The 21,145-nt window shown below is 67.2% G+C and carries 12 protein-coding genes and 1 pseudogene; 8 read left to right on the plus strand and 5 right to left on the minus strand.

Annotation, left to right across the window (positions count from 1 at the left end; all coding sequences use genetic code 11):
* Positions 1 to 14: 14 nt before the first annotated feature.
* The 4 genes from QSK22_RS23340 (at position 15) to drmD (QSK22_RS23355) (ending at position 8,525) form a co-directional block, all read left to right on the plus strand.
* Entirely contained in the window at positions 15 to 4,028 is a 4,014-nt protein-coding gene (locus QSK22_RS23340) for an Eco57I restriction-modification methylase domain-containing protein (RefSeq protein ID WP_285496458.1), read from the plus strand.
* Positions 4,028 to 4,288 carry a hypothetical protein gene (locus QSK22_RS23345; protein ID WP_285496459.1) on the plus strand — a complete coding sequence of 87 codons (261 nt, stop codon included), beginning with the start codon at positions 4,028 to 4,030 and terminating at the stop codon, positions 4,286 to 4,288. The genes QSK22_RS23340 and QSK22_RS23345 overlap by 1 nt, the downstream gene beginning before the upstream one ends.
* A gap of 483 nt (positions 4,289 to 4,771) precedes the next feature.
* Positions 4,772 to 5,008, plus strand: a complete 237-nt coding sequence (locus tag QSK22_RS23350; protein WP_285496460.1) for a hypothetical protein — start codon at positions 4,772 to 4,774, stop codon at positions 5,006 to 5,008.
* Positions 5,009 to 5,288: 280 nt separating this feature from the next.
* Positions 5,289 to 8,525 (plus strand): DISARM system SNF2-like helicase DrmD, encoded by a 3,237-nt coding sequence (gene drmD / locus QSK22_RS23355; RefSeq protein ID WP_285496461.1) that lies wholly within the window; start codon positions 5,289 to 5,291, stop codon positions 8,523 to 8,525.
* Positions 8,526 to 8,610: 85 nt separating this feature from the next.
* Here drmD (QSK22_RS23355) and QSK22_RS23360 read toward each other — a convergent pair whose 3' ends face one another.
* The 4 genes from QSK22_RS23360 to QSK22_RS23375 all read right to left on the minus strand — a co-directional run bounded on the left by QSK22_RS23360 (position 8,611) and on the right by QSK22_RS23375 (position 10,897).
* Positions 8,611 to 8,811, minus strand: a complete 201-nt coding sequence (locus tag QSK22_RS23360) for a DUF397 domain-containing protein (protein ID WP_285496462.1) — start codon at positions 8,809 to 8,811, stop codon at positions 8,611 to 8,613.
* A 312-nt stretch (positions 8,812 to 9,123) separates the two neighbouring features.
* Positions 9,124 to 9,324: a DUF397 domain-containing protein gene (locus tag QSK22_RS23365; RefSeq protein ID WP_285496463.1), complete on the minus strand. Its 201-nt coding sequence runs from the start codon at positions 9,322 to 9,324 to the stop codon at positions 9,124 to 9,126.
* 506 nt (positions 9,325 to 9,830) lie between these two features.
* A complete protein-coding gene (locus tag QSK22_RS23370) occupies positions 9,831 to 10,019 on the minus strand; it encodes a DUF397 domain-containing protein (RefSeq protein ID WP_285496464.1) in 189 nt (62 codons plus the stop codon).
* Positions 10,016 to 10,897 carry a helix-turn-helix domain-containing protein gene (locus QSK22_RS23375; RefSeq protein WP_285496465.1) on the minus strand — a complete coding sequence of 294 codons (882 nt, stop codon included), beginning with the start codon at positions 10,895 to 10,897 and terminating at the stop codon, positions 10,016 to 10,018. Before QSK22_RS23375 ends, QSK22_RS23370 begins: the two co-directional genes overlap by 4 nt.
* A 367-nt stretch (positions 10,898 to 11,264) precedes the next feature.
* Here QSK22_RS23375 and QSK22_RS23380 point away from each other — a divergent pair, with 367 nt between their 5' ends.
* Both QSK22_RS23380 and QSK22_RS23385 read left to right on the plus strand, forming a co-directional pair.
* The gene (locus QSK22_RS23380; RefSeq protein WP_285496466.1) at positions 11,265 to 11,705 is read left to right on the plus strand and encodes an ATP-binding protein; all 441 of its coding nucleotides are present in this window, start codon (positions 11,265 to 11,267) and stop codon (positions 11,703 to 11,705) included.
* Positions 11,702 to 12,256: an SUKH-4 family immunity protein gene (locus QSK22_RS23385; RefSeq protein ID WP_285496467.1), complete on the plus strand. Its 555-nt coding sequence runs from the start codon at positions 11,702 to 11,704 to the stop codon at positions 12,254 to 12,256. Before QSK22_RS23380 ends, QSK22_RS23385 begins: the two co-directional genes overlap by 4 nt.
* Positions 12,257 to 12,324: 68 nt before the next feature.
* Here the strand turns inward: QSK22_RS23385 and QSK22_RS23390 are convergent.
* Positions 12,325 to 13,520, minus strand: a pseudogene (locus QSK22_RS23390) (RNA-guided endonuclease InsQ/TnpB family protein); the annotation flags it as partial.
* Positions 13,521 to 13,949: 429 nt separating this feature from the next.
* Here QSK22_RS23390 and drmD (QSK22_RS23395) point away from each other — a divergent pair.
* Both drmD (QSK22_RS23395) and QSK22_RS23400 read left to right on the plus strand, forming a co-directional pair.
* Entirely contained in the window at positions 13,950 to 17,051 is a 3,102-nt protein-coding gene (gene drmD / locus QSK22_RS23395) for a DISARM system SNF2-like helicase DrmD (protein WP_502872356.1), read from the plus strand.
* Positions 17,048 to 21,121, plus strand: coding sequence for an Eco57I restriction-modification methylase domain-containing protein (locus tag QSK22_RS23400; RefSeq protein WP_285496469.1), 4,074 nt, complete (start codon positions 17,048 to 17,050; stop codon positions 21,119 to 21,121). The genes drmD (QSK22_RS23395) and QSK22_RS23400 overlap by 4 nt, the downstream gene beginning before the upstream one ends.
* Positions 21,122 to 21,145: the final 24 nt, after the last annotated feature.

Below are 21,145 nucleotides of genomic sequence, written 5' to 3' on the forward strand. Positions count from 1 at the left end.
ATGCGTTGGCGTCAATGGGGAAGCCGATCACGAACGGGCGCCGGGCCAGGCGGCGGGCACGGCACTCGGACTGGCTGTCGATCATTGATGTCTCGGGGCCGTTTCTGACACCGCCCATCGTCGAGCGCGTCTGGCCCACCGGCCTGGACGCGCTGGACCGGGAACTGCGTACCAGGCTCCGCGAGGAACACGCCCACTGGATGCGGGACCCGGCCGCCGGGCATTCCCGGTGGATCGATTTCGTGATCCACGAATTCCTCGACTGGGGGGACCGCTGCCGACGCACCTTTGACGGGTGGCGGCCGCCCGCCCTCGACATCCCCGAGCATGGCGAGCGGATCCGAGCCGACTTCGGTCTCGTTGACACCGACGGAACGCTCCATCTCCTCGGCATGATCTGCGCTGCCGATGTCGATCCGCTCAAGCGCCCGAAGGACTCCCTGTGGGCCGCGACGGTCGTCGACCGCATGGCCCACCTGCTGCGGCACACGAAGGTCCCGCTGGGCCTGGTCTCGACCGGACGGTGGTGGGTCCTTGTTCACGCGCCCGCCAACGGGACGACGGCCCGCGCGGCCTTCGACGCCAGGCTGCTGGCCGACTACGACCTGGATCTCGCCCGCGCCCTGTACTCGCTGCTGGGCCGCTCTCGGTTCTTCGCAGTCTCTGCCGACGAAACCCTCGCCGCGCTGCTGGACGGTTGCAAGGACCAGCCCGAGCAGCTCACCGACACCCTCGGTTTCCAGGCGCGGCGCGCGGTGGAGCTACTGGTGCATGCCTTCGGGCGCGCCAACAGCGAGGCGGGGGAGAGGCTCATAGAGTCGGCCGAAGACGCCTATGACGGCGCGGTCCGGATGGTGCTGCGCGTCATCTTCTGCCTCTTCGCCGAAGACCGCGCCCTACTGCCGCGCGAGCACCCGCTGTACGCCGCTTCCTACTCCGTTCACAATCTCGCGGAGGAACTGCGCCGACGCGCGGTCGAGGAGGGGGAGGACGCGCTTGAGCAGAGCACGGCGGGCTGGTGCCGGCTGCTCGCGCTGGCGAAGGCCCTGCATTGGGGAGTCGACGCGGGGGACCTCAGAATTCCGGGTTACGACGGTGGATTGTTCGACCCGGAGAGCCTCCCCTGGCTGGAGGGTAGGACGGACGAGGACGATCCCGAGGAGTTCCGGGTGCTCAATGTGGACGACCGCACGGTCCTCCACGTTCTGGAAGCCCTCAGATACGTCGACACGGAAGGCATCCGGCGTACCGTCACCTATTCGACACTCGAAGTCGAGCAGATAGGTTACGTTTACGAGCGAATTCTCGGCAGTACCGCGCAGCGGGCGACCTCGGTCACCGTCGGGCTCATCGGCAAGTTCGGCCGGGAGATCTGCGTGCCGCTCGACGAGCTTGAGGAGCACGCGGCGCAGGCCGACGACGTGGCGGCCCTGGCGCGACGCCTGAGCGATTCCTACGGGAAGTCGGGCATCGGCAGCGCGACCAAACTCGCCAAACTCCTCGCCCCGCTGCCGGAGCGGAAACGGGATGACGCGTGGCGGAGACTGCTGGCCGTGGTCGACGGCGACGCGGACCTGGCCGAGCGCCTGCTGCCGTTCTACCAGATCATCCGCACCGATCTACGGGAGCTGCCGCTCGTCGTGCTGCCCGGCGGCATGTTCGTCACGTCGGGCGGCTTCAGCGTCGGGGCGCTGTACACGCCGAAGGACCTGGCGGCGGAGATCGTCGAAGAGACCTTGAAGCCGCTGCTCTATTCTCCCGGACCGCTGGAGTTCGAGGACGAGACCAAATGGATCCCCAAGTCATCGGCCGAGATCCTTGATCTGAGAGTGGCCGATATCGCGGTCGGGTCGGGTGCGTTCCTGGTCGCGGCCTGCCGGTATTTGGCCGAGAAGTTGGTGGAGGCCTGGCAGCGGGAGGGTATCGAGCGCCCGCCGCAGTCCACCCCGGAGATAGCGGGGCGCGACAGTGACGCCCTGCTCGCGCAGGCGCGTTATCTCGTCATCACCAGATGCCTGTACGGTGTGGACATCGATCCGCATGCGGTTCAGGCGGCCCGGCTCAGTCTCTGGCTGCTTGAGCCGACCATGCCGTTCGCCTTTCTCGACGACCGCATCTGCGTAGGCGACAGCCTGCTCGGAATTTCGTCCTTCGAGCAGATCGCCTACATGCATGTCGCGCCCGAGAAAGGGAGGGCGCTGCACGGCGACCGGCCATGGGCACTGACCGATGGACTCCGCGAGCTTGCGGAGAAGGCGGCCGGCATCCGCCGCGAGATCCGCGAGTTCCGGTCGGTGGACCTGGCGGACATGAAGCAGAAGCGGGAGCTCTACCGGGACGCCCAGGAAACCGTCCGGCTCGCTTCTCGATGCGCCGACCTGGTGGTGGGCGCCTCCCTGGCGTCGGCGAAGAAGGGGCGCAAGAAGGCCGCCGACCTGAGCATGCACGCGGCGGACCTTGCCCGACTCCTGGTGAAGGCGCCCGCGCGGCACGGCGCGGCCGCAGAAGAGGCGGCGGCCGGATGGCTCGGCATCGAGGCCCCGGACCACCGACCGCGCCGCGCCTTCCACTGGATCTTCCAGTTCCCCGAGGTCTTCCTTGACGGGGGAGGTTTCGACGCGGTCTTCGGCAACTGGCCTTACCTCGGTGGGAAGAAGCTGACCGGAACGCTCAAGGAGGCATATCGCGAGTACCTCGTTGAGGCGCTCGGCCGCGACCACCGAGGCAGTGCCGATCTCGTTGGGTACTTCCTGCTGCGCGCATTTGAGCTGGTGAATCCGAAAGGGCAGATAGGGGTCATTGCAACCAACACCTTGGCGCAAGGGGATACCCGTGAGGTGGGGCTGGATGCCGTCACTTCCGATGGTGCCGTCATCCGCAAGGCGGTCAACCATGTCCAGTGGCCGTCGAAGTCCGCTTCGCTGCACTGCTGCAAGGTCTGGATCAGTCGGCGGCCGCTTGCGGAAGGTTCGCGTCCTGAACTTGATGGCGAGAGGGTATGGAAAATTGCGTCGACATTGTCATCGGAATCGCGCACGGGGTGGACCCCTCGTAGGCTGTCGTGCAATGCTTCTCTGTCATTCATAGGTTCCTACGTCTTGGGGGCCGGATTCGTCGTCTCTTCGCAGTGGGCGGAGCGGGTGAAGGAGGAGCATCCCGAATATCAACCGATCCTGTTCCCGTATCTTAACGGTCAGGATCTGAACAGCAGCCCCGACTGCGCAGCGAGCCGCTGGGTCATCAACTTCCATGACTGGCCGCTGGAGAAAGCGCAGAGATATCCGTTGTGCTACGACTTGGTCCGACGGCTCGTAAGACCGGAACGCCAGCGAATCAAGCGTGATCATTGTAGCAGGTACTGGTGGCTGTACGCTAGGCGGCGCCCGGAGATGCTCAGGGCGATTGAAGGGCTGCGGCAGGTAGTTGTGATCGCCCTTGTCAGTAAGACCGCGATGCCGGTGATGGTGCCCACCGGGCAGGTTTTCTCTCATATGTTGGGTGTATTCGCATCGGATGACACTGCGATGCTGGCGCTGCTGTCGAGTGCGCCGCATTACTGGTGGGCTCGTTCGCGGGCGTCGTCCCTGAAGGGGGATCTGCGCTACACGCCGTCCGATGTCTTTGAGACGTTCCCTCTGCCGGAGGCTACGCAGGAGATGCGGGAGGTCGGGCATGAGCTGGACGTCTACCGGCGAGAGATGATGCGGGACCGGAGCCTGGGGCTCACCAAGACGTACAACCTTGTGTTCGATGAACGCTGTCATGACGCGGACATCGTCGAGCTGCGGCGCATCCACCGAGCGATTGACGAGGCCGTGGTGCGAGCTTATGGATGGACTGACCTGATTGGTCAGCTGAAGCACGACTTTTACCTGGTGAATGAGCGGGAGTCTCGCTATACGGTCGGGCCGGTGGTGCGCCAGGAGATATTGGACCGGCTTCTGGAACTCAATCACAAGCGGCATGACGAGGAGGTTCGGGAGCGAGAGCGGAAAGAGCGGCAACTGCGGCTGTCGGCGGAGGCGTGATGACGGGGAATCTGGTGGTTGTTCGAGAGGGCTATCGGGTCGTCAGCGATGTTGTGGCGGGGGAGTGGAGGCTCGGCCACGGGTTCTATCTGATCAACGATCGGGAGCCGAGGTACACCGTCGCTCCTGCCGCACGCCGCCGGATCCTCGACCGGCTGTTGATCCTCAACCATGAGCAGCACGCGGAGGAGATGCGGGCACGCGCCGAAGACGATCTCAGGCTTGATCTGCCGGTGGGCGGCGGTGAGACGCGGCCATGACGGCGACGGTGCCGAAGTCGGGGGATCTGGTTCTTGGTCGTGGGAAGCATTGGGGCGTCAGTGACGTCGTGTCGGGGGAGTGGGTGCTCGGTCATAAGGTTCATCTGATGAATGATTGGGAGTGGAGGTCGCCCCTTACTTCTGCCGTGCACCGTCGGAATCTCGATCGGTTGTCGGCTCTCAAGGCGGGTTGTGTGCGGAGGAGGCGCAGGCGTGCGCAGCCGAAGTTCTCGTGCTTGATTTGTCGCAGAGTGGCGGTGAGGTGCGGCCATGACGGCGGCAGTGCCGAAGTCGGGGGATTTGATGGTGATGCGCGGGGGCATTGGGGTGTCAGTGGCGTCGTGTCAGGGGAAAGGATGCTCGGACATGGCCATGCGCGGACGGAAGTCGAGGAGTACACCGTTGCTTCTGCTATGCGCTGTCGGATGGTCGATCGGTCGTTGATCCTCAGCCGCGAGCTATATGGGGCGGAGAAGTGGGCGCGTGCCGAAGATGACCCTGAGTTCGATCTGCCGGCCCGTGGTGGCGGGGGCGTTCATGAAAGCGGCAGTGCAGTGGTTGGGGGATCTGGTTGTCGTTCGCGAGAAGCTCGGGGGTGTCGGTGGTGTTGCGCCGGGGGTGCGGATGCCCGGCCACGTGCTTTATCTGATGAATGATCAGGAGTGGAGGTGCGCCTTTGCTTCCACTCCGCGTCGTCGGATCTTCCGGTCTCAGGTCTGATTTTCCGGAGGTGAGGTGAGGGCATGATGGCGGTGGTGTTGGGGTCGGGGGATTTGGCGGGTGCCTGTGGTGCGGTTCGTGCCTGGACCGGCCATGCGGCGAGCGAGGCGGCGTGGCACGGTTCGGAGGCGCAGGCCAATGGGGGGCATGGGGTGGTGGCGCCGTGGTTTCAGCCCTCTTGGCCGTGGGCGTGGGAGTCTGCTTTGGGACAGGCGTCTGCCGGGCCGGTGGGGATGTTGCCGGGGGTGCGGCGGTCTGATCGGCCTGCTCGGGAATTGAGGTGCGGCGCTGCCCGTGTTGTGGGGCGTCGGATTGTCGCTGGGGTGTCGGTTTTCAAGCACGAGTTGTATGGGGTGGGGTGGGGGTTGCGGGCGCGCGCCGAGGAGGATTTCAGGCTTGGTTCGTCGGTGGGGGGTGGTGGGACGTGGGCATGACGGCGGTGGTGCCGGAGTTGGGGGATCTGGTCGTTGTCCGTGGCGAGCATTGGGTCGTCAGTGATGTCGCGCCGGGGGAGTGGACGCTCGTCCGGCTGACGAGCGTCGCGGACGGCGGGTACGGCCGCGAGCTGTCCGTCGTGTGGGAGGTCGAACCCGGGCGGCGGGTGCTGGAGCGGGAGACCCTGCCGAAGGTCGATGCGGACCGGTTCGATGATCCGGGGAGGCTGGCGGCGTTCATCGACGCGGTGCGGTGGAGTGCCGTCACCTCGGCGGACACCGACATGTTGCAGGCGCCGTTCCGGTCCGGGGTGAAGGTGGAGACCTACCAGTTGGAGCCGGTGGCGCGTGCGCTGAAGGCGCCGACGGCCAACCTGCTGATCGCGGACGACGTCGGGCTCGGCAAGACGATCGAGGCCGGGCTGGTCGCACTGGAACTCAAGCTGAGGCACCGGATCAACAGCGTCGTGGTCGTCTGCCCGGCGGCGCTGACCTTCAAGTGGCGCGACGAGATGGCCGACAAGTTCGGCCTCGACTTCAAGATCGTGAACTCCGAGCTGCTGAAGGAGATGCTGCGGACGCACGGGCCGGCGGCCAATCCCTTCCGGGTGTATCCGCAGGTCATCGTCAGCCTGTCATGGCTGCGCGGGGCGCGGGCGCAAAGCCTGGTGGAAGAGGTCATCGCCGATCGCGCCCTCGGGGCGCGGCCGCCGTTCGATCTGCTCATTGTCGACGAGGCGCACCACATCGCTCCGGCCGCACCCAAGGGCATCCGGACGGTCGATTCGCAGCAGACCAGGATGATGCGCCGGTTCGCCCGGCACTTTCGGCATCGGGTGTTCCTGTCCGCCACCCCGCACAACGGGTATCCGGAGTCTTTCACCGCGCTGCTGGAGATGATCGACCCGCAGCGGTTCGTCCGCGGCGTCCAGCCTCCGAAGAAGGTGCAGGACGAGGCGGTGATCCGGCGGACGAAGAGCGACATCCGCAACCTCGACGGCTCCCCCAGGTATCCGGGGAGGGAGACCCGCTCGCTCGTCGTGGAGTATCCGGAGGCGGAACGTCGGGTTCACGGGTGGCTGAACGAGTACACCCGGCGTCGGCGGGTGCGGATGCGGCGTTCTAAGGCCGCCGCGCAGGCCGCCGACCTTTCGGCGCTGGTGTTGAAGAAGCGGTTCTTCTCCTCCCCGGCGGCCTTCGCCGCGACCATCGCCGTCCATCGGGAGTCGCTCGAACGGCTCGGGACGAAGGCGCCCGCGCACGAGGTCCCCGAGTGGCTCCAGGAGTTCATGACCGATGACGAGGACGTGTTCGCCGAGGCCGAGGACGAGGCGCTGACGCGTTCGGCCCGGCTGCAACCGTCCCTCACCCCGGAGGAGCAAGAACTCCTGGAACAGATGGAGCAGTGGGCGCTCACGCACGAGGCCGCCGCCGACGCCAAGGCGAAGGCCCTGATCGAGCATGTGGCGGGCATCTGCCGGCCCGGCGGAGCGTGGAATGACGAACGCGTCGTCATCTTCACCGAATACCGGGAGACGCAGCGTTGGCTTGCGACGCTGCTGCAGCAGGCCGGGCTCGGCCGGGAACGGCTCGCCCTGCTGCACGGGGGCATGTCGATCCCCGATCGGGAACGTCTGCGGCACGCTTTCCAGGCCGACCCCGCACAGCACCCGGCCCGCATCCTGGTGGCCACCGACGCCGCCGGAGAGGGCATCGACCTCCAGCGGTACTGCCATCGCGTCATCAACTACGACATCCCGTTCAACCCCAACAAGCTGGAGCAGCGGATAGGCCGCATCGACCGCTACGGGCAGCGGCACGTGGTGCAGGTGTGGCACTTCGTGGGGTCGGGATGGCGGCAGGCCGCCCCGGGCTCCTACGAGGCCGACCTTGAGTTCCTGTCACGGGTGGCCAGGAAGGTCGCCCGCATGGAGCAGGATCTGGGCGCCGTCAACGCGGTGCTCGCGGCGGCCGTGCAGGACCGGATGCTCGGCCGGGCGCGGAATGTCGATATCGAACGCCGGACGTCGGCCGAGGCGATGCGTGAGGACGGCAGAGTCGACACCGCGCAGGCCCTGGCGCCGGAGGAGGGCGTCAGCGCGCAGGTCGCCCGGCTGCGCGCCCAGCTCGACCGGTCCGTCGACGAGCTGAGGATCACCCCGGCCAACATTCACCGCGTTGTGTCGACGGCCCTCGGTCTGGCGCGGCAGCAGCCCTTGGAAGCGCTTTCCGGCAGCGGTGACGGGGATGGGGGCTTGTACCGGGTGCCGACGCTGACCAAGTCGTGGGCGAAGGTGACCGAGGGTCTGCCGCACAAGGTCACCGGGGAGATTCGGCCCGTCACTTTCGATCCCGAACTGGTGGACGGCAGCGATGACGTAGTCCTGGCCCACCTGGGGCATCCGCTCACCGCGATGTCGGTCGGGTTGCTGCGCGCGGCCATGTGGGGACGCACCGCGGGGCTCCACCGCGTCGCCGCGGTCGTCAGCGACGACGATCGGCTGGAGGCGGTCGCGGCAGCCGTGTACGGCAGGCTCGTCCTCGTCGGCGCGGACGGAAGCCGCCTGCACGAGGAGATCATCAGCGGCGGGGTCTGGCTCAGGCCCCGGTTCGGCCGCATCGAGGGCGTCGGGTTCCTCGACGACGTGCTGTCACGGGCGCTGAACCGGCCGCGGATCACCGCGGCGTCCCCGCCCATCCGCGCCCGGTTGGCGCAGCAGTGGCCGCGGCTGCGCGAACCGTTGCTGCAGTCTCTCCAGGCCAGGGCCGAGGCGCGACGGTCGTCGCTGGAGCGGCGTCTGACCAGGCGGCGGGACGACGAGATCAAGCGGGTCAATGCCAATCTCGACCAGTTGGCGGCGAGCCTGCGCACCATGCTGGCGACCGAGACCGACGAGGGCCAGCAGATGCTCGCCGTCGAAAGCGGAGCCGAACGGCGCGAGTGGCAACGCCGACTCGACGGCATCGACGCCGACCGGGAATGCGAAACACGGCTGATCCGGGAGCGCTACGAGGTGGTGCGGCATCATGTCTTCCCCGCGGCCGTGCTTTTCGTCGTCCCGGAATGGGAGGCCACCAGGTAGGACGCGGCGTGCCCGCCGTCCAGTTGATGGGGACGGCGGTTCGGCGGACTTCACGAAAACGCGATGCCGGACGGTAGGGCTCTGGTCATCGCTCTGTCGGCTGGTGGACGATGCGCTGGATGAAGGCGGCCCATTCGGTGGGGGTGAACTCCAGGACGGGGCCGGTGCCGTGTTGCTTGGAGTCGCGTACGCCGATGGTGCCGTCGTCGGCTCGACCGACCTCGACGCAGGTGCTGTTAAGCCCGCTGTGGCTGGACTTGCGCCAGCCTACATAGTCGGTGGCCATCGGTCTTTCTCCTAGTGGATGAACTGCTGTGGCACAGGATTGGCCGGTGCTGTGCTGTTCAGCGTCCCATATGCCGATGGCACCGTCAGTGTACCCCGCGGCTTTAATGCACTTGCCTTTGGTTGTGCTGTGGTTGGACTGGCGCAGTGGGTGTGCCTGTTCCGCCCCGTTGCCGTTGGTGGGCTGGCCGCTTTACCGGGGCTTCTCGCCTCGGGGGAGTGTCAGATGGGGCCGGTGCTGTCGGTGGCTTGCGCGGCTTGGGGGCGCCACTCCCGTCGTGCCTGGACTTGCGTCAACCCGTGTAGTGCCTGGTCACCCGCTGGTTTCGGGGGCGACGAGCTGACGGATGAAGGCGGCCCATTCGGCAGGCGTGAACTCCAGGACGGGGCCGGTGCCGTGTTGCTTGGAGTCGCGTACGCCGATGGTGCCGTCGTCAGCACGTCCGACCTCGACGCAGTCAGCTCCGGGCTCGCTTCGGCTCGACTTGCGCCAGCCTACATAGTCGGTGGCCATCGGTCTTTCTCCCGGTGGATGAACTGCTGTGGCACAGGATCTGCCGGTGCTGTGCTGTTCAGCGTCCCATATGCCGATGACACCGTCAGCGCACTCCGTGGCTTCAACGCACTTGCCTTTGGATGTGCTCCGACTGGCCTCCGCCATCGTATGTAGCGCTTGGCTATTGCCCTGCTGAGTGGCGGTTGATCGTTCGAGCGGAGGCCGCTCAATCGTGGGAGCTTTAGGGGGGCCGGTGCCGTGTGCTTGAAGTCGTGTGCGCTGACGGTGTCGTCGGTGGCTTGGGAGTTCCACGCGGGTGCGTGGGGCTGGTGCGGGGCGACTTGTGCCAGTGGAGGTGCCTGTTCCGCCCTGTTGCCGTTGGTGGGCTGGCCGCTTAACCGGGTTTCTAGCGCCGGGGGGAGTGTCAGATGGGGCCGGTGCTGTCGGTGGCTTGTGCGGCTCGGGGCGCGGCTTCCGTCGTGCGTGGACTTGCGTCAACCCGTGTGGTGCCTGGTGACCGCTGGTTACTGGTGCTTGATCACTCGTATGAGAGCTGCCCATTCGGTGGGGGTGCACTCCAGGATGGGGCCGGTGCCGTGTTGCTTGGAGTCGCGTACGCCGATGGTGCCGTCGTCAGCACGTCCAACTTCGATGCACTCAGCTCCGGCCGCGCTCCTGCTGGACTTACGCCAGTGAGTGTACTTCCGCGTCATTGACGGGCTCCGTTGGTTTCGTTTAGTCGGTCAGCTGCCTCTCGGAGCAGCATAAGGCTGTCGTCCTGGGAGAGGGTAGCTCGGCTGAGATGATCGTAGATCTGTGTGTACCTCTCCACCTCGTCCCGCTCGGCGTGTACGAGGTCAGCGTTGATCGTTTCGACCAGAGCCATTGGCGGGTCTGCGGGATCGGAGAAGGTGTAGAGGAAGAACGAGACTGTGGGCACTAGGGCGCCCTCGATGGACGCGTCCACCGGCAGGATCCGGAGGGAGAGGCGTGGTTCCGCGGTCACCACTCGGATGATGTGCTTGAGCTGGGCAGCCATCGTCTTCGCGGGGATGGTGAGACGGCGTACAACCACCTCGTCCAGGATGAACTCGCAGACCGGGCCGCCTTCGCCCAGAACGATGCGCTGGCGTTCCAGCCGGGCTTCCTTCATCGGCTCGGGTATGAAGTTCAGCTTGCCCTGGCCTTCCGCTCGTTTGATCATCGCTGCGATTGTCTCGGGGGTCTGCAGCAGTCCGGGGATCGTGCTGGGGCTGTAGCTGCGGATGGTGGCGGCGCCGAATTCGATGTCGGCGTAGAGGCGCTGGCGGGCGCCCATGGAGTCGCCGTAGTCGTCCCACCAGCCGCGCTCGGAGGCGTCGCAGGCGATGCGCAGGACCTCCTGTCGCTTCTCCTCGCTGGCGTTCAGCGCCTTGAGGATCTTGATGATCGCGGGGATGTCGGGACGGCAGCTCGCGTTCTCCAGGCGGCTGACCTTCATCCGCGAGTAGTGGACGAGGTCGGCCAGGCGTCCGGCGGTCAGGCCGGCCTCCTGGCGCAGCGCGCGCAGCTCGGTTCCGAGCCGGTGGCGCCGGACGAAGGGGCTGGTCATCGGTTGACCTCCCTATGGACTGAGTGCTGTAGCGCCGATCACGGCGCGTGTCGGGTGACAACGTTCCGCAACCGTAATCGAAAAACAAGCCGCTGTCCTAATCAGGTCAGAAAGTGGTCCGGAAGTGACCAATTTGCTCGTCTATGCGTTCTCGCTGAACGTTCATCTCGCGAGCGTTTCCGGCGCGTGAATCACGCGGCGCGTGCAAACACGCGGTGACCGCTCAACCAGGGTGAGCGTGCGTATTCGCTTTTCTTAACGGCGCGGCCGTCGCGCGCGTATCCACGCCTGTAGAAGTGGTGACGAGAGACACACCGCAAACGGCGGCGACAGCAACCGGCCGTCGTGAATCCCCGTGAGGTGACCCATGTGCCTGGTGACGTTCCTGGCGGCAGATGACGGCGCGCAGCGCTGGCGGCGGTCGTTCCCCGGTGAGCCGGGCGAGGCCTCTAACGCCCGGCGGTTCGTCGCCACTCTGCTCGACGACTGCCCATGCCTGGACGAGGTGCTGATGGCGACCGGCGAGCTGGTCGTCAACGCGCTGCGGCACACCAAGTCCGGCGGGCCGGGCGGGCGGTTCACCGTCGAGGTGGGGCGGTCCGGCCGGCTGGTCGGGGTGGCGGTGACCGACCAGGGCGGCCCCTCCGAGCCGTCCGTCGTGGTCGCGGGGGAGATGGATGAGACGGGCCGGGGGCTGCGGATGGTGTCCACCATGGCCACCGGCTGGGGCTGGTTCGGCAACGAGCACGCCCGCACGGTCGCGGCCGTGTTCGCCGCGCCCGGCGTCTCCTGGGTGGCCGCCGCATGACCCCCGCAACGCTGTACGCGCAGACCACCGAGCGGATCCGGTCGGCCATGAGCGCCGCGATGCGCGCCGACCCCCAGGTGATTTCGGCCGTGCTGGGGGCCGCACCGCGCGGAGCCGACCGTGCAAGCCTCGCCTTCCTGCGGGACGCGCGTGGGATGACGTTGGGGCTGTCGGCGGCGCTCACGACGGTGCTCGGTCGGCACCGCTACGGCCGCAGCAACTACGAGCAGGTCGTGTGCCTGTCCTGCGGCACGGTGCAGTGCCGGACGCTTCGCTGTGTCGCCGAGGCGCTCGCCGCATACGGGTTCCAGTTCACCGGCGTCGACCGCGCGGAGGCGTGGCGCCGTGCCGAAAGCTGGTTCGCGCATCAGGCGGGGACGCTCGTGGCGGTGGCGGTGGAGCAGTTCCCCGAGGGGTTCATCGCGCGCTGCGCGTCCATGGAACCCGTGCTCATCGTCGACCGCCGTACCGGGGAGCTCACCCAGTGGCCGCAGCTGCCCAGCGCCGCGCTCGTCGAGCACTACCGCCGCTACCGGCAGGCCCAGCAGTAAGAGGCCTTCGGACGGGGCGTTTCTCGCTCCGTTGACTTCCTCCCCCGCCTGAAGGCGGGGGTTCCAACCGTCGCCGGTCGGTCTTCCTGCTTCACCGCCGGTCGCCTCGCCCGAGAGGACTCTCGCCCTGAGGTCTTACACCAGCTCCACAGGCGTTTCAGCTCTCCGCCAGCCCGGCGGCGAGCAGGTTCTTGGCCGCGTTCACGCAGCGGTCGTGGACCGCGCCGCAGGCGCACTGCCACGTCCGGACGTCCAGCGGCATCGTGTCCTGCGCGGTGCCGCATGCCGAGCACAGCTTGGAGGACGGGTACCAGCGGTCTGCGACCAGCAGTTGGCGCCCGTATCAGGCGCACTTGTACTCCAGTATCGACCGCAGCTGGCGCCACGATGCGTCGGAGATGGCGCGGGCGAGCGAGTGGTTGCGGACCAGGTTGCGGACGGCCAGGTTCTCGATCACGACCGTTTGGTTCTCACGGACGAGCCGAGTCGACAGCTTGTGCAGAAAGTCGCGGCGCCGGTCGGCGATGCGGGCGTGGATGCGGGCGACGCGCCGCCGGGCCTTCTCCCGGTTCGCGCTGCCCTTGGCCTTGCGGGACAGGGCACGCTGCGCCCTGGCGAGCCTGCGCCGATCGCGGCGTTCGTGCCGGGGGTTGGTGATCTTCTCCCCGGTGGACAGCGTCACCAGCGCCGTGATCCCGGCATCCACCCCCACAGCCGACTCGACCGGGGCCGGCGGACAGATCTTCTCCTCGACGAGGATGGACACGAACCAGCGCCCGGCCGCGTCCCGGCTCACGGTCACGGTGGACGGCTCGGCCCCCTCCGGGAGGGGACGAGACCACACGATGTCCAGCGGGCGGTTCATCTTCGCCAGGTGCAAACGCCCGTCCCGCCGGCGGAACGCCGAACGGGTGTACTCGGCCGACGCCCGCGACTTCTTCTTGCTCTTGAACGTGGGGTATTCGGCCCGCTTGGCGAAGAGGTTCGCAAACGCCGCCTGCAGGTGCCGCAGCGCCTGCTGCAACGGCACGCTGGACACCTCACCCAAAAACGCAAGCTCCCGGGTGCGCTTCCATTCGGTGAGCATCGCGGAGGTCTCGGCGTAGGAGACCTTTCGGCCTTCCAGGGTGTAGGTGCGGGTCCGCTCCTCCAGCGCCTTGTTGTAGACCGGGCGGACGCAACCGAACGTTTTGAGCAGTTCTTCGGCCTGCCCGACAGTCGGGTGGAAGCGGTACTTGTACGCCCGCTTCACGATCTGCGCCACAATCTCACACGGTACCGCGAGATCACTGAAGTTTCGATCGCTTGTTCGATACGGTGATTCACCTGGCGGTGAATCGCCTGCCCCTGTCCTGCTCCGCAGGGGTCTGATTCCTCCCCCGCCTGAAGGCGGGGGTCTCCTCGGAGGTCTCCGATGACCTCCGATCGCCCGTCAGCGGCGTCAGTAAGGTGAGTCAGGCCGATTTGAGGTGCACGGCGTCACGCTGTGTCCGTGAATATGACTCTCTGTGCGGTTTTTCTTGGGGATGGATGGCCACACCCGGCCACTTCGGCGGTGTTCAGGTGGCGGCTGTCGCCGCCGTGCGCTATGTGTATGGCGTTCACAGGTTGATTGCCGGTGAGCGATGCTCAGAGACGAGGGGGTCGGGTGGCGACAGCGGCGACGGGGGACGCACCCACGATCGGGTCGTTGGTGGCCGTGCGCGGACAGCGCTGGGTGGTCAGCGAGATCGAGCCCGCCAAGGCCAGCACGCTGGTGACCCTGCAGAGCGTGGAGGACGGCCGCTACGGCGAGACGATCTCGGTCATCTGGGAGGTCGAGCCGGGCCGCCGCACCCTGCCCAGCGGTTCACTGCCCGAGGTGGAGACGGGCGGCTTCGACCCGCCCGAGCGGCTGGCCGCCTTCCTCGACGCGATCCGCTGGTCCGCCGTCACCTCGGCCGACGTCAAGACCCTGCAGGCGCCGTTCCGGTCCGGTGTGGCGATCGAGAACTACCAGCTCGAACCGGTGGCCCGCGCCGTGGACGCGCCCCGCGTCAACCTGCTGCTCGCCGACGACGTCGGGCTCGGTAAGACCATCGAGGCCGGCCTGGTCGCCCAAGAACTGCTGCTGCGGCACCGGGCCCGCCGCGTCATGATCGTCTGCCCGGCGGGGCTCACCCTCAAGTGGCGCGACGAGATGGCCGAGAAGTTCGGCCTGGACTTCACCATCATCGACTCCGAGCGCTGCGCCATCGTCCGCCGCACGCACGGCTCGGCCGCCAACCCGTTCGAGGTCTACCCGCTGACGATCGTCAGCCTGCCGTGGCTGCGCGGCGCCAAGGCGCAGCGGCTGCTGAACGAGGTGCTGCCCGCGGACGGCCCGACCTACCCGCGCACCTTCGACCTGCTGATCCTGGACGAGGCGCACCACGTGGCCCCCGCCGCGCCCAAGCAGGTGTACGCGGTCGACTCCCAGCAGACCAAGCTCATCCGGCGGCTCGCACCCCACTTCACCCACCGGCTGTTCCTGTCGGCCACCCCGCACAACGGCTACGAGGCGTCCTACACGGCCCTCCTGGAGATCCTCGACGACCAGCGGTTCGCGCGGGGCGTCTCGCCCGACCGCAACGCGGCCAACGAAACCGTCGTGCGGCGGCTCAAGCAGCACATCGTCAACAACGACGGCAGCCCGCGTTTCGCGCAGCGTAAGGCGACCGCCATCCCCGTGCGATACCCCGAGAGCGAACGCGAGGTCCACGGGCTGCTCAAGGAGTTCGGCGAGCTGCGGCGCAGGCGGCTCACCCAGGGGCGCCGGGGACGCAAGGCCGCCGACCTGGTGACGCTGCTGCTGAAGAAGCGCCTGTTCTCCAGCCCGGCCGCGTTCGCCCACACCGTCGGCGTCTACATCGAGACGCTGCAGAACCGGCGCGGGTCCGCGGCCGCCCTCGTCGCCGCCGACGACGACGTGCCGGAATGGCTGGAAGACTTCGTCGACGAGGTCGCCACCTACGACGACGAGCAGCTCGCCGAGGCCGAAGACGACGCGCTGCACCGCGTCCGGCCGATGCAGCCGGACGCCGACGAACGCGAGCTTCAACTGCTCAAGCAGATGGAGGAGTGGGCGCTCGCGCACGAGGCCCGCCCCGACGCCAAGGCCCGCGAGCTCATCGAGCATCTGAAAAAGGAGTGCCGTCCGGACGGCACGTGGACCGACGAACGCGTCGTCATCTTCACCGAGTACCGCGACACCCAGCGGTGGCTGGCCGAGCTGCTGAGGCAGGAGGGCCTGGCCGGGGACCGCCTCGCGCAGATCTACGGCGGGATGTCGGCCGACGAGCGGGAGCAGGTGCGGCTGGCCTTCCAGGCCGACCCGGCCGAACAGCCGGTGCGGATCCTGCTCGCCACCGACGCCGCCGGCGAGGGCATCGACCTGCAGAAGCACTGCCACCGCCTGATCAACTACGACATCCCGTTCAACCCCAACAAGCTGGAGCAGCGCATCGGCCGGGTCGACCGGTACGGGCAGACCCGCACCCCCGACATCCGGCACTTCGTCGGCACGGGCTGGGACGGCGCCGTCGACACCTACGAGGCCGACCTTGAGTTCCTGGCGCGGGTCGCCGAAAAGGTCGCCCAGATGGAAAAGGACCTCGGCCCCGTCAACGCCGTCATCTCCGACCGGGTGCAGCGGCGCATGCTCGGCGAGGACGTCGCCATCGACGACGTGGAGAACGCCGCGCCCAAGCAGGACGTGCCCACCGAGACCAACGTCCGCGCCCAGGTGCGCAAACTGCGGGAGACGCTCGACGCCACGGTCGAAGAACTCGACATCACCCCCGCCAGGGTGCACCGCGTGGTCTCGACCGCCCTGGAGCTGGCCCGGCAGCAGCCCCTCGTCGAGGTCACCGACGACGTGCAGGGCGCCGGGGGCTTGTACGACGTGCCGCCGCTCACCGGCCCCTGGGAGCGCGCCACCGCCGGACTGCTCGAAAAACTCAAGCGCGACGACGGGGAACCGCCCCGGCAACGGCCCGTCACCTTCGACGCCGAGGTCGCCCGGGGCCGCGACGACGTGGTGCTCGCCCACCTCGGGCACCCGCTGGTCGCCATGTCCACCCGGCTGCTGCGCGCCGCCGTCACCAACCCCGACGTCGGCCTGCACCGGGTGACCGCCGTGGTCAGCGACGATCCCGCGCTGGAAGACGTGCTCGTCGGCGCCTACTCGCGCTTCCTGCTCGTCGGCGCCGACGGCGTCCGCCTCCACGAAGAGGTGCTGCACGCCGGAGGCTGGGCACCGGAGAACGGCCGCTTCCGCCGCCTGGAGAACCTCACCCGGCTCAAGGAGATGCTCGACAGGGGTTTGGCCTCGGGCATCGCGGCGTCGCCGCACCTCCGGCAGCGCATGATCGACCGCTGGCGGGACGCCCGGGTCCGCGACGGCCTGCTGTCGGCGATCGAATGGCGCGTCAGCACCCGGCGTGAACAGTTGGAACGCAAGCTCGCCCAGCGCCGGGAGGCCGAGCAGAAGCGCATCGTCGCCAACCTGGACCAGTTCGCCGCCACGCTGCGTGCCAAGCTGGCCGACGACGAGGAAGACGACGCGCTGTTCAGCCGCATTGAGGCCAGCAAGAACGAAGAGGAGCTGCGGCAGTACCGCAGGGACCGCCAATCCTGGGAGGAGCGCTTGGGCCGCCTGGAGATCGAACGCGACCGCGAACTGGAGGCCATCGCGGCCCGCTACCGCGATCCCCGGTCGCACACGTTCCCCGTCGCCGTGATCTTCGTCGTTCCCCGCAGGGAGGCCGTCCGATGAGCCGCCGCACGATCCGCCGCACCCCCGACAGCGTCCAGCAGCACCGCGACTGGCTGTCCCTGGTGGAGATCACCGGGCCGTTCCTCAGCCTGCCCGTCCTTCGTGAGACGTGGCCGTCGCTCGACCCGCTGGACAAGTCCGCCCGCGAACGGCTGCGCACCCAGCACGGCATCTGGCAGGACGCCCCCGAGACCGGCCAGCGCGACTGGATCTCCTACATCCTCGGCGACCTGCTGAGCTGGGGAGACGCCCTGCACTTCGACGGCGCCGACGCCTTTGCCATCGAGGTGGCCGAGCACGACACCACTATCACCCCGTCGTTCGCGCTGGTCGAGCCGGGCGAGAAGCTCAAGCCGGAGACCGTGCGGCTGCTGGGCATGGTGTGCGAGCCGGGGCAGCAGCCCACCGCCCGCATCAAGGGCGACGCCTGGGCGGCCACCCCCGCCGACCGGATGGCCCACCTGTGCCGCTACCACAACATCGAACTCGGCCTGGTCACCGACGGCCGCTGGTGGGCGCTGGTGTGGGCGCCGCGCGGCGGCGTCACCACGACGGCCGTCTTCGACGCCGTGGACTGGGCGGCGGCCGCCGAGCGCGACGTCGTCCGGGCCTTCGTGTCGATCCTGTGCCGCCGCCGGTTCTTCGGCGTGCGGGACGAGGAGAAGCTGGTCGCCCTCCTTGAACGCTCCCTGGACACTCAGGAGGAGATCACCGAGGCGCTGGGCGTCCAGGTCCGCCAGGCCGTTGAACTGCTCGTCGCCGCCTTCGGCCGGGCCGATGCCCTCGGCAGCGCCGACCTGAAGGACGTTTCCGCGCACGAGGTGTACCGGGGCGCGGTCGCCGTCATGATGCGGATCGTCTTCCTGCTGTTCGCCGAGGAGCGGGGTCTGCTGCCCGCCGACAACGAGCTGTACGCGCGGGCCTACTCGGCCGGGCGGCTCTACGCCGACCTTGAGCAGCGCGTCCGCGAGGGCTCGGAAGAGGAGCTGGAGCACACCACCGCCGCATGGCACCGGCTGCTCGCCCTGTTCGACGCCGTGTACCGCGGCGTCGACCACCCGCGGTTGAAGATGCACGCCCACGACGGCTCGATCTTCAACCCGGACGCCTACCCGTGGCTGCCGCTCAACATCGACGACCGCACCGTCCTGCACATGCTCAAGGCGGTGCAGTACGTCCAGACCGGCAAAGGCAAGAACCGCGAGCTGCGCCAGCTCAGCTTCAAGACCTTGGACGTCGAGCAGATCGGCTACGTTTACGAGGGCCTGCTGTCGTTCGAGGGCTTCCGCGCCGAGGACACCGTCGTCGGCCTGATCGGCAAGGAGGGCCTCGAAGAAGAGGTCCACCTCACCGAGTTGGAGGCCCACGCGGCCGCCGTCACCGACATCCCCGGACTCGCGACGCGCCTCGCCACCGCCTACAAGGACTCCAAGATCGGCACGGCCAAGGGGCTTGAGAAAAGGCTCGCCCCTCTGGGCGACACCGACCGTCCCGAGGCGATGCGCAAGCTCCTCGCCGTCACCGCCGGCGACCGGGACCTCGCCGAGCGCCTGCTGCCGTTCTACGGCATCATCCGTACCGACCTGCGGGGCCTGCCGGTGGTCATCCTGCCGGGCGCGCTCTACGTCACCGAGTCGAAGCTGAGGAAGAACACCGGCACCCACTACACGCCACGCTTCCTCGCCGAGGAGGTGGTGCAGCACGCGCTCGAACCGCTCGTCTACGAGCCGGGCCCGCTCCAGACCGCCGACAAGAACGAGTGGCGGCTCAAGAGTTCGAAGGACATCCTTGCCCTCAAGGTCGCCGACATCGCGATGGGCTCTGGCGCGTTCCTCGTCGCCGCCTGCCGCTACCTCGCCGACCGCCTCGTGCAGGCGTGGGCGAACGAGGGCCTTGACCGGGCCCCCGAGGTGAAGGAACAGCTCGACAGCGGCCTCATGACCGTCGACGACGACCCGCTCATCATCGACGCCCGCCGCGCGGTCATCGAGCACTGCCTGTACGGCGTGGACATCAACCCCATGGCCGTCGAGATGGCCAAGCTCTCGCTCTGGCTCGTCTCCATGGACCCCGAGCGCCCCTTCACCTTCCTGGACGACCGCCTTGTGCACGGCGACTCCCTGCTCGGCATCACCTCGCTCGAACAGCTCGAAGTGATGCACATGGACCCCAAGCAGGGCCGAAAGCTGTACGAGGACGCCCAGCGCGACCTGTTCGACTGGACCAAGGATATCCGCAGCGTCGCCCGCAGCATCGCCGAAGACCGCCTCCGCCTCTCCGAGATCGACGGCTCCACGATCAGGGGCTTGGCGGCCAAGCGCGCGATCCTCGCCGAGACCGAACAGAAGGTCGAGAACGTCTGGCTCGCCGCCGACCTGGCCGTGGCGTCCGTGCTCGCCCACTCCGGCAAGAACCTCGACAGCGCTTCTCTCGCCGCCGCCAAGTACGCGGCCGAGGTCTTCTCCGGCTCTCCGGAGGCTGCCCTCACCGCCCGCGACCAGCGCAACGTCTGGCTCAAGACAGACCTGGTTGACGGCGCCTTCCCCCGCGAGCCCCTCCACTGGCCCCTCGTCTTCCCCGAGGTCTTCGACGAAAAGCGCCCTCACGGCCCCGGCTTCGACGCCATCATCGGTAATCCTCCGTTCCTGGGGGGAAAGAAGATCAGTGGTTCTGCAGGGTCCGCTTATCGAGAGACCCTTGTTGAAGTGCCCGCAAAGGGGGCTAAGGGTAACGCCGACCTGGTCGCCTATTTCGTCCTGCGTGCTCATGAACTGCTGAACTCGTCCGGACAAGTTGGGGTTATCGCCACCAATACCCTGACGCAAGGTGATACCCGTGAAGTCGGCCTGGATCGCCTATTGGAAAGCGGGGTGACAATCCGGCGATCAATCAAAAGTGAGCCGTGGCCCTCTAAGGGGGCAGTTCTGGAGTACTGTGCAATCTGGACAACCTGTAGCCCTGTCAACAAGAACGCAGTGTTGGTGGCAGATGGCGTGCCGGTTGCGGGTATCACCCCCACCCTTGATCCGCTAACTCGTGTCACGGGAAAGCCGTATAGGCTTGTGGCGAGCGCGAACATTGCCTTCATTGGAAATAATGTTAACGGAATCGGATTTGTGCTGTCTGATGTCGAGGCTCGCGAATTGATTGACGGCAATCCGGTTAACAAGGAAGTCATTTTTCGATACCTTAATGGCGAGGATCTAAACTCTCGTCCAGATCAGTCTGCCAGTCGTTGGATTATCGACTTTAGGGACTGGTCACTCGAGAGGGCGGAAGCTTATCCGGAATCTCTGGAGCGGGTTCGGCGTCTGGTGAAACCACGAAGAGATGAGCTCCCGGACTCGAAGCGAGCGACTAGAGAAGCGTGGTGGCGCTACGAAAAGCTTGCGCCAGGTCTTCGCGCTGCTATCTCCGGGCTGGATCGCGTAGCGGTCATAGCGCTCGTTAGTAAGACGGCAATGCCGGTCATGGTGCCGACAGGCCAAGTATTTTCGCATGCGCTTGGGGTGTTTGCGACGGACGACACAGCGATGCTGGCGTTGCTGTCGAGTGCGCCGCACTACTGGTGGGCGCTTACACGGGCTTCGTCAATGAAGGCCGATCTGCGTTACACGCCGTCCGATGTGTTCGAGACGTTCCCCTTGCCAGAGCTTACGCAGGAGATGCGGGAATTGGGGGAGCGGCTCGACTCGTATCGGCGGGATGTGATGCTCGCGCGGCAGACCGGGCTTACCAAGACGTACAACCTCGTGTTCGACGAGAAGTGCAAGGACGAGGACATCGTCGAGCTGCGGCGGATTCACAAGGCCATCGACGAGGCCGTGGTGCGGGCGTACGGGTGGGATGACCTGCTCGATCAGCTTGACCACGGGTTCCATCTGGTGAACCGGCGGGAGCCTCGCTACACCATCGGGCCGGCGGCGCAGCGGGAGATCTTGGACCGACTGCTGGAGCTCAACCACGAGCGCTACGCCGAAGAGGTCCGCCTCGGGCTGCACGACAAGAAGTCCAAGAAGGGCCCCCGAGGCAGGGGCGGGGTCAAAGACAACCAAGGAACCTTCTTCTGACGTCTCGACCGCAGCGGTCGGGAG

The sequence above is a fragment of the Actinomadura sp. NBRC 104425 genome (genome assembly GCF_030269545.1).
GTDB lineage: Bacteria > Actinomycetota > Actinomycetes > Streptosporangiales > Streptosporangiaceae > Spirillospora > Spirillospora keratinilytica.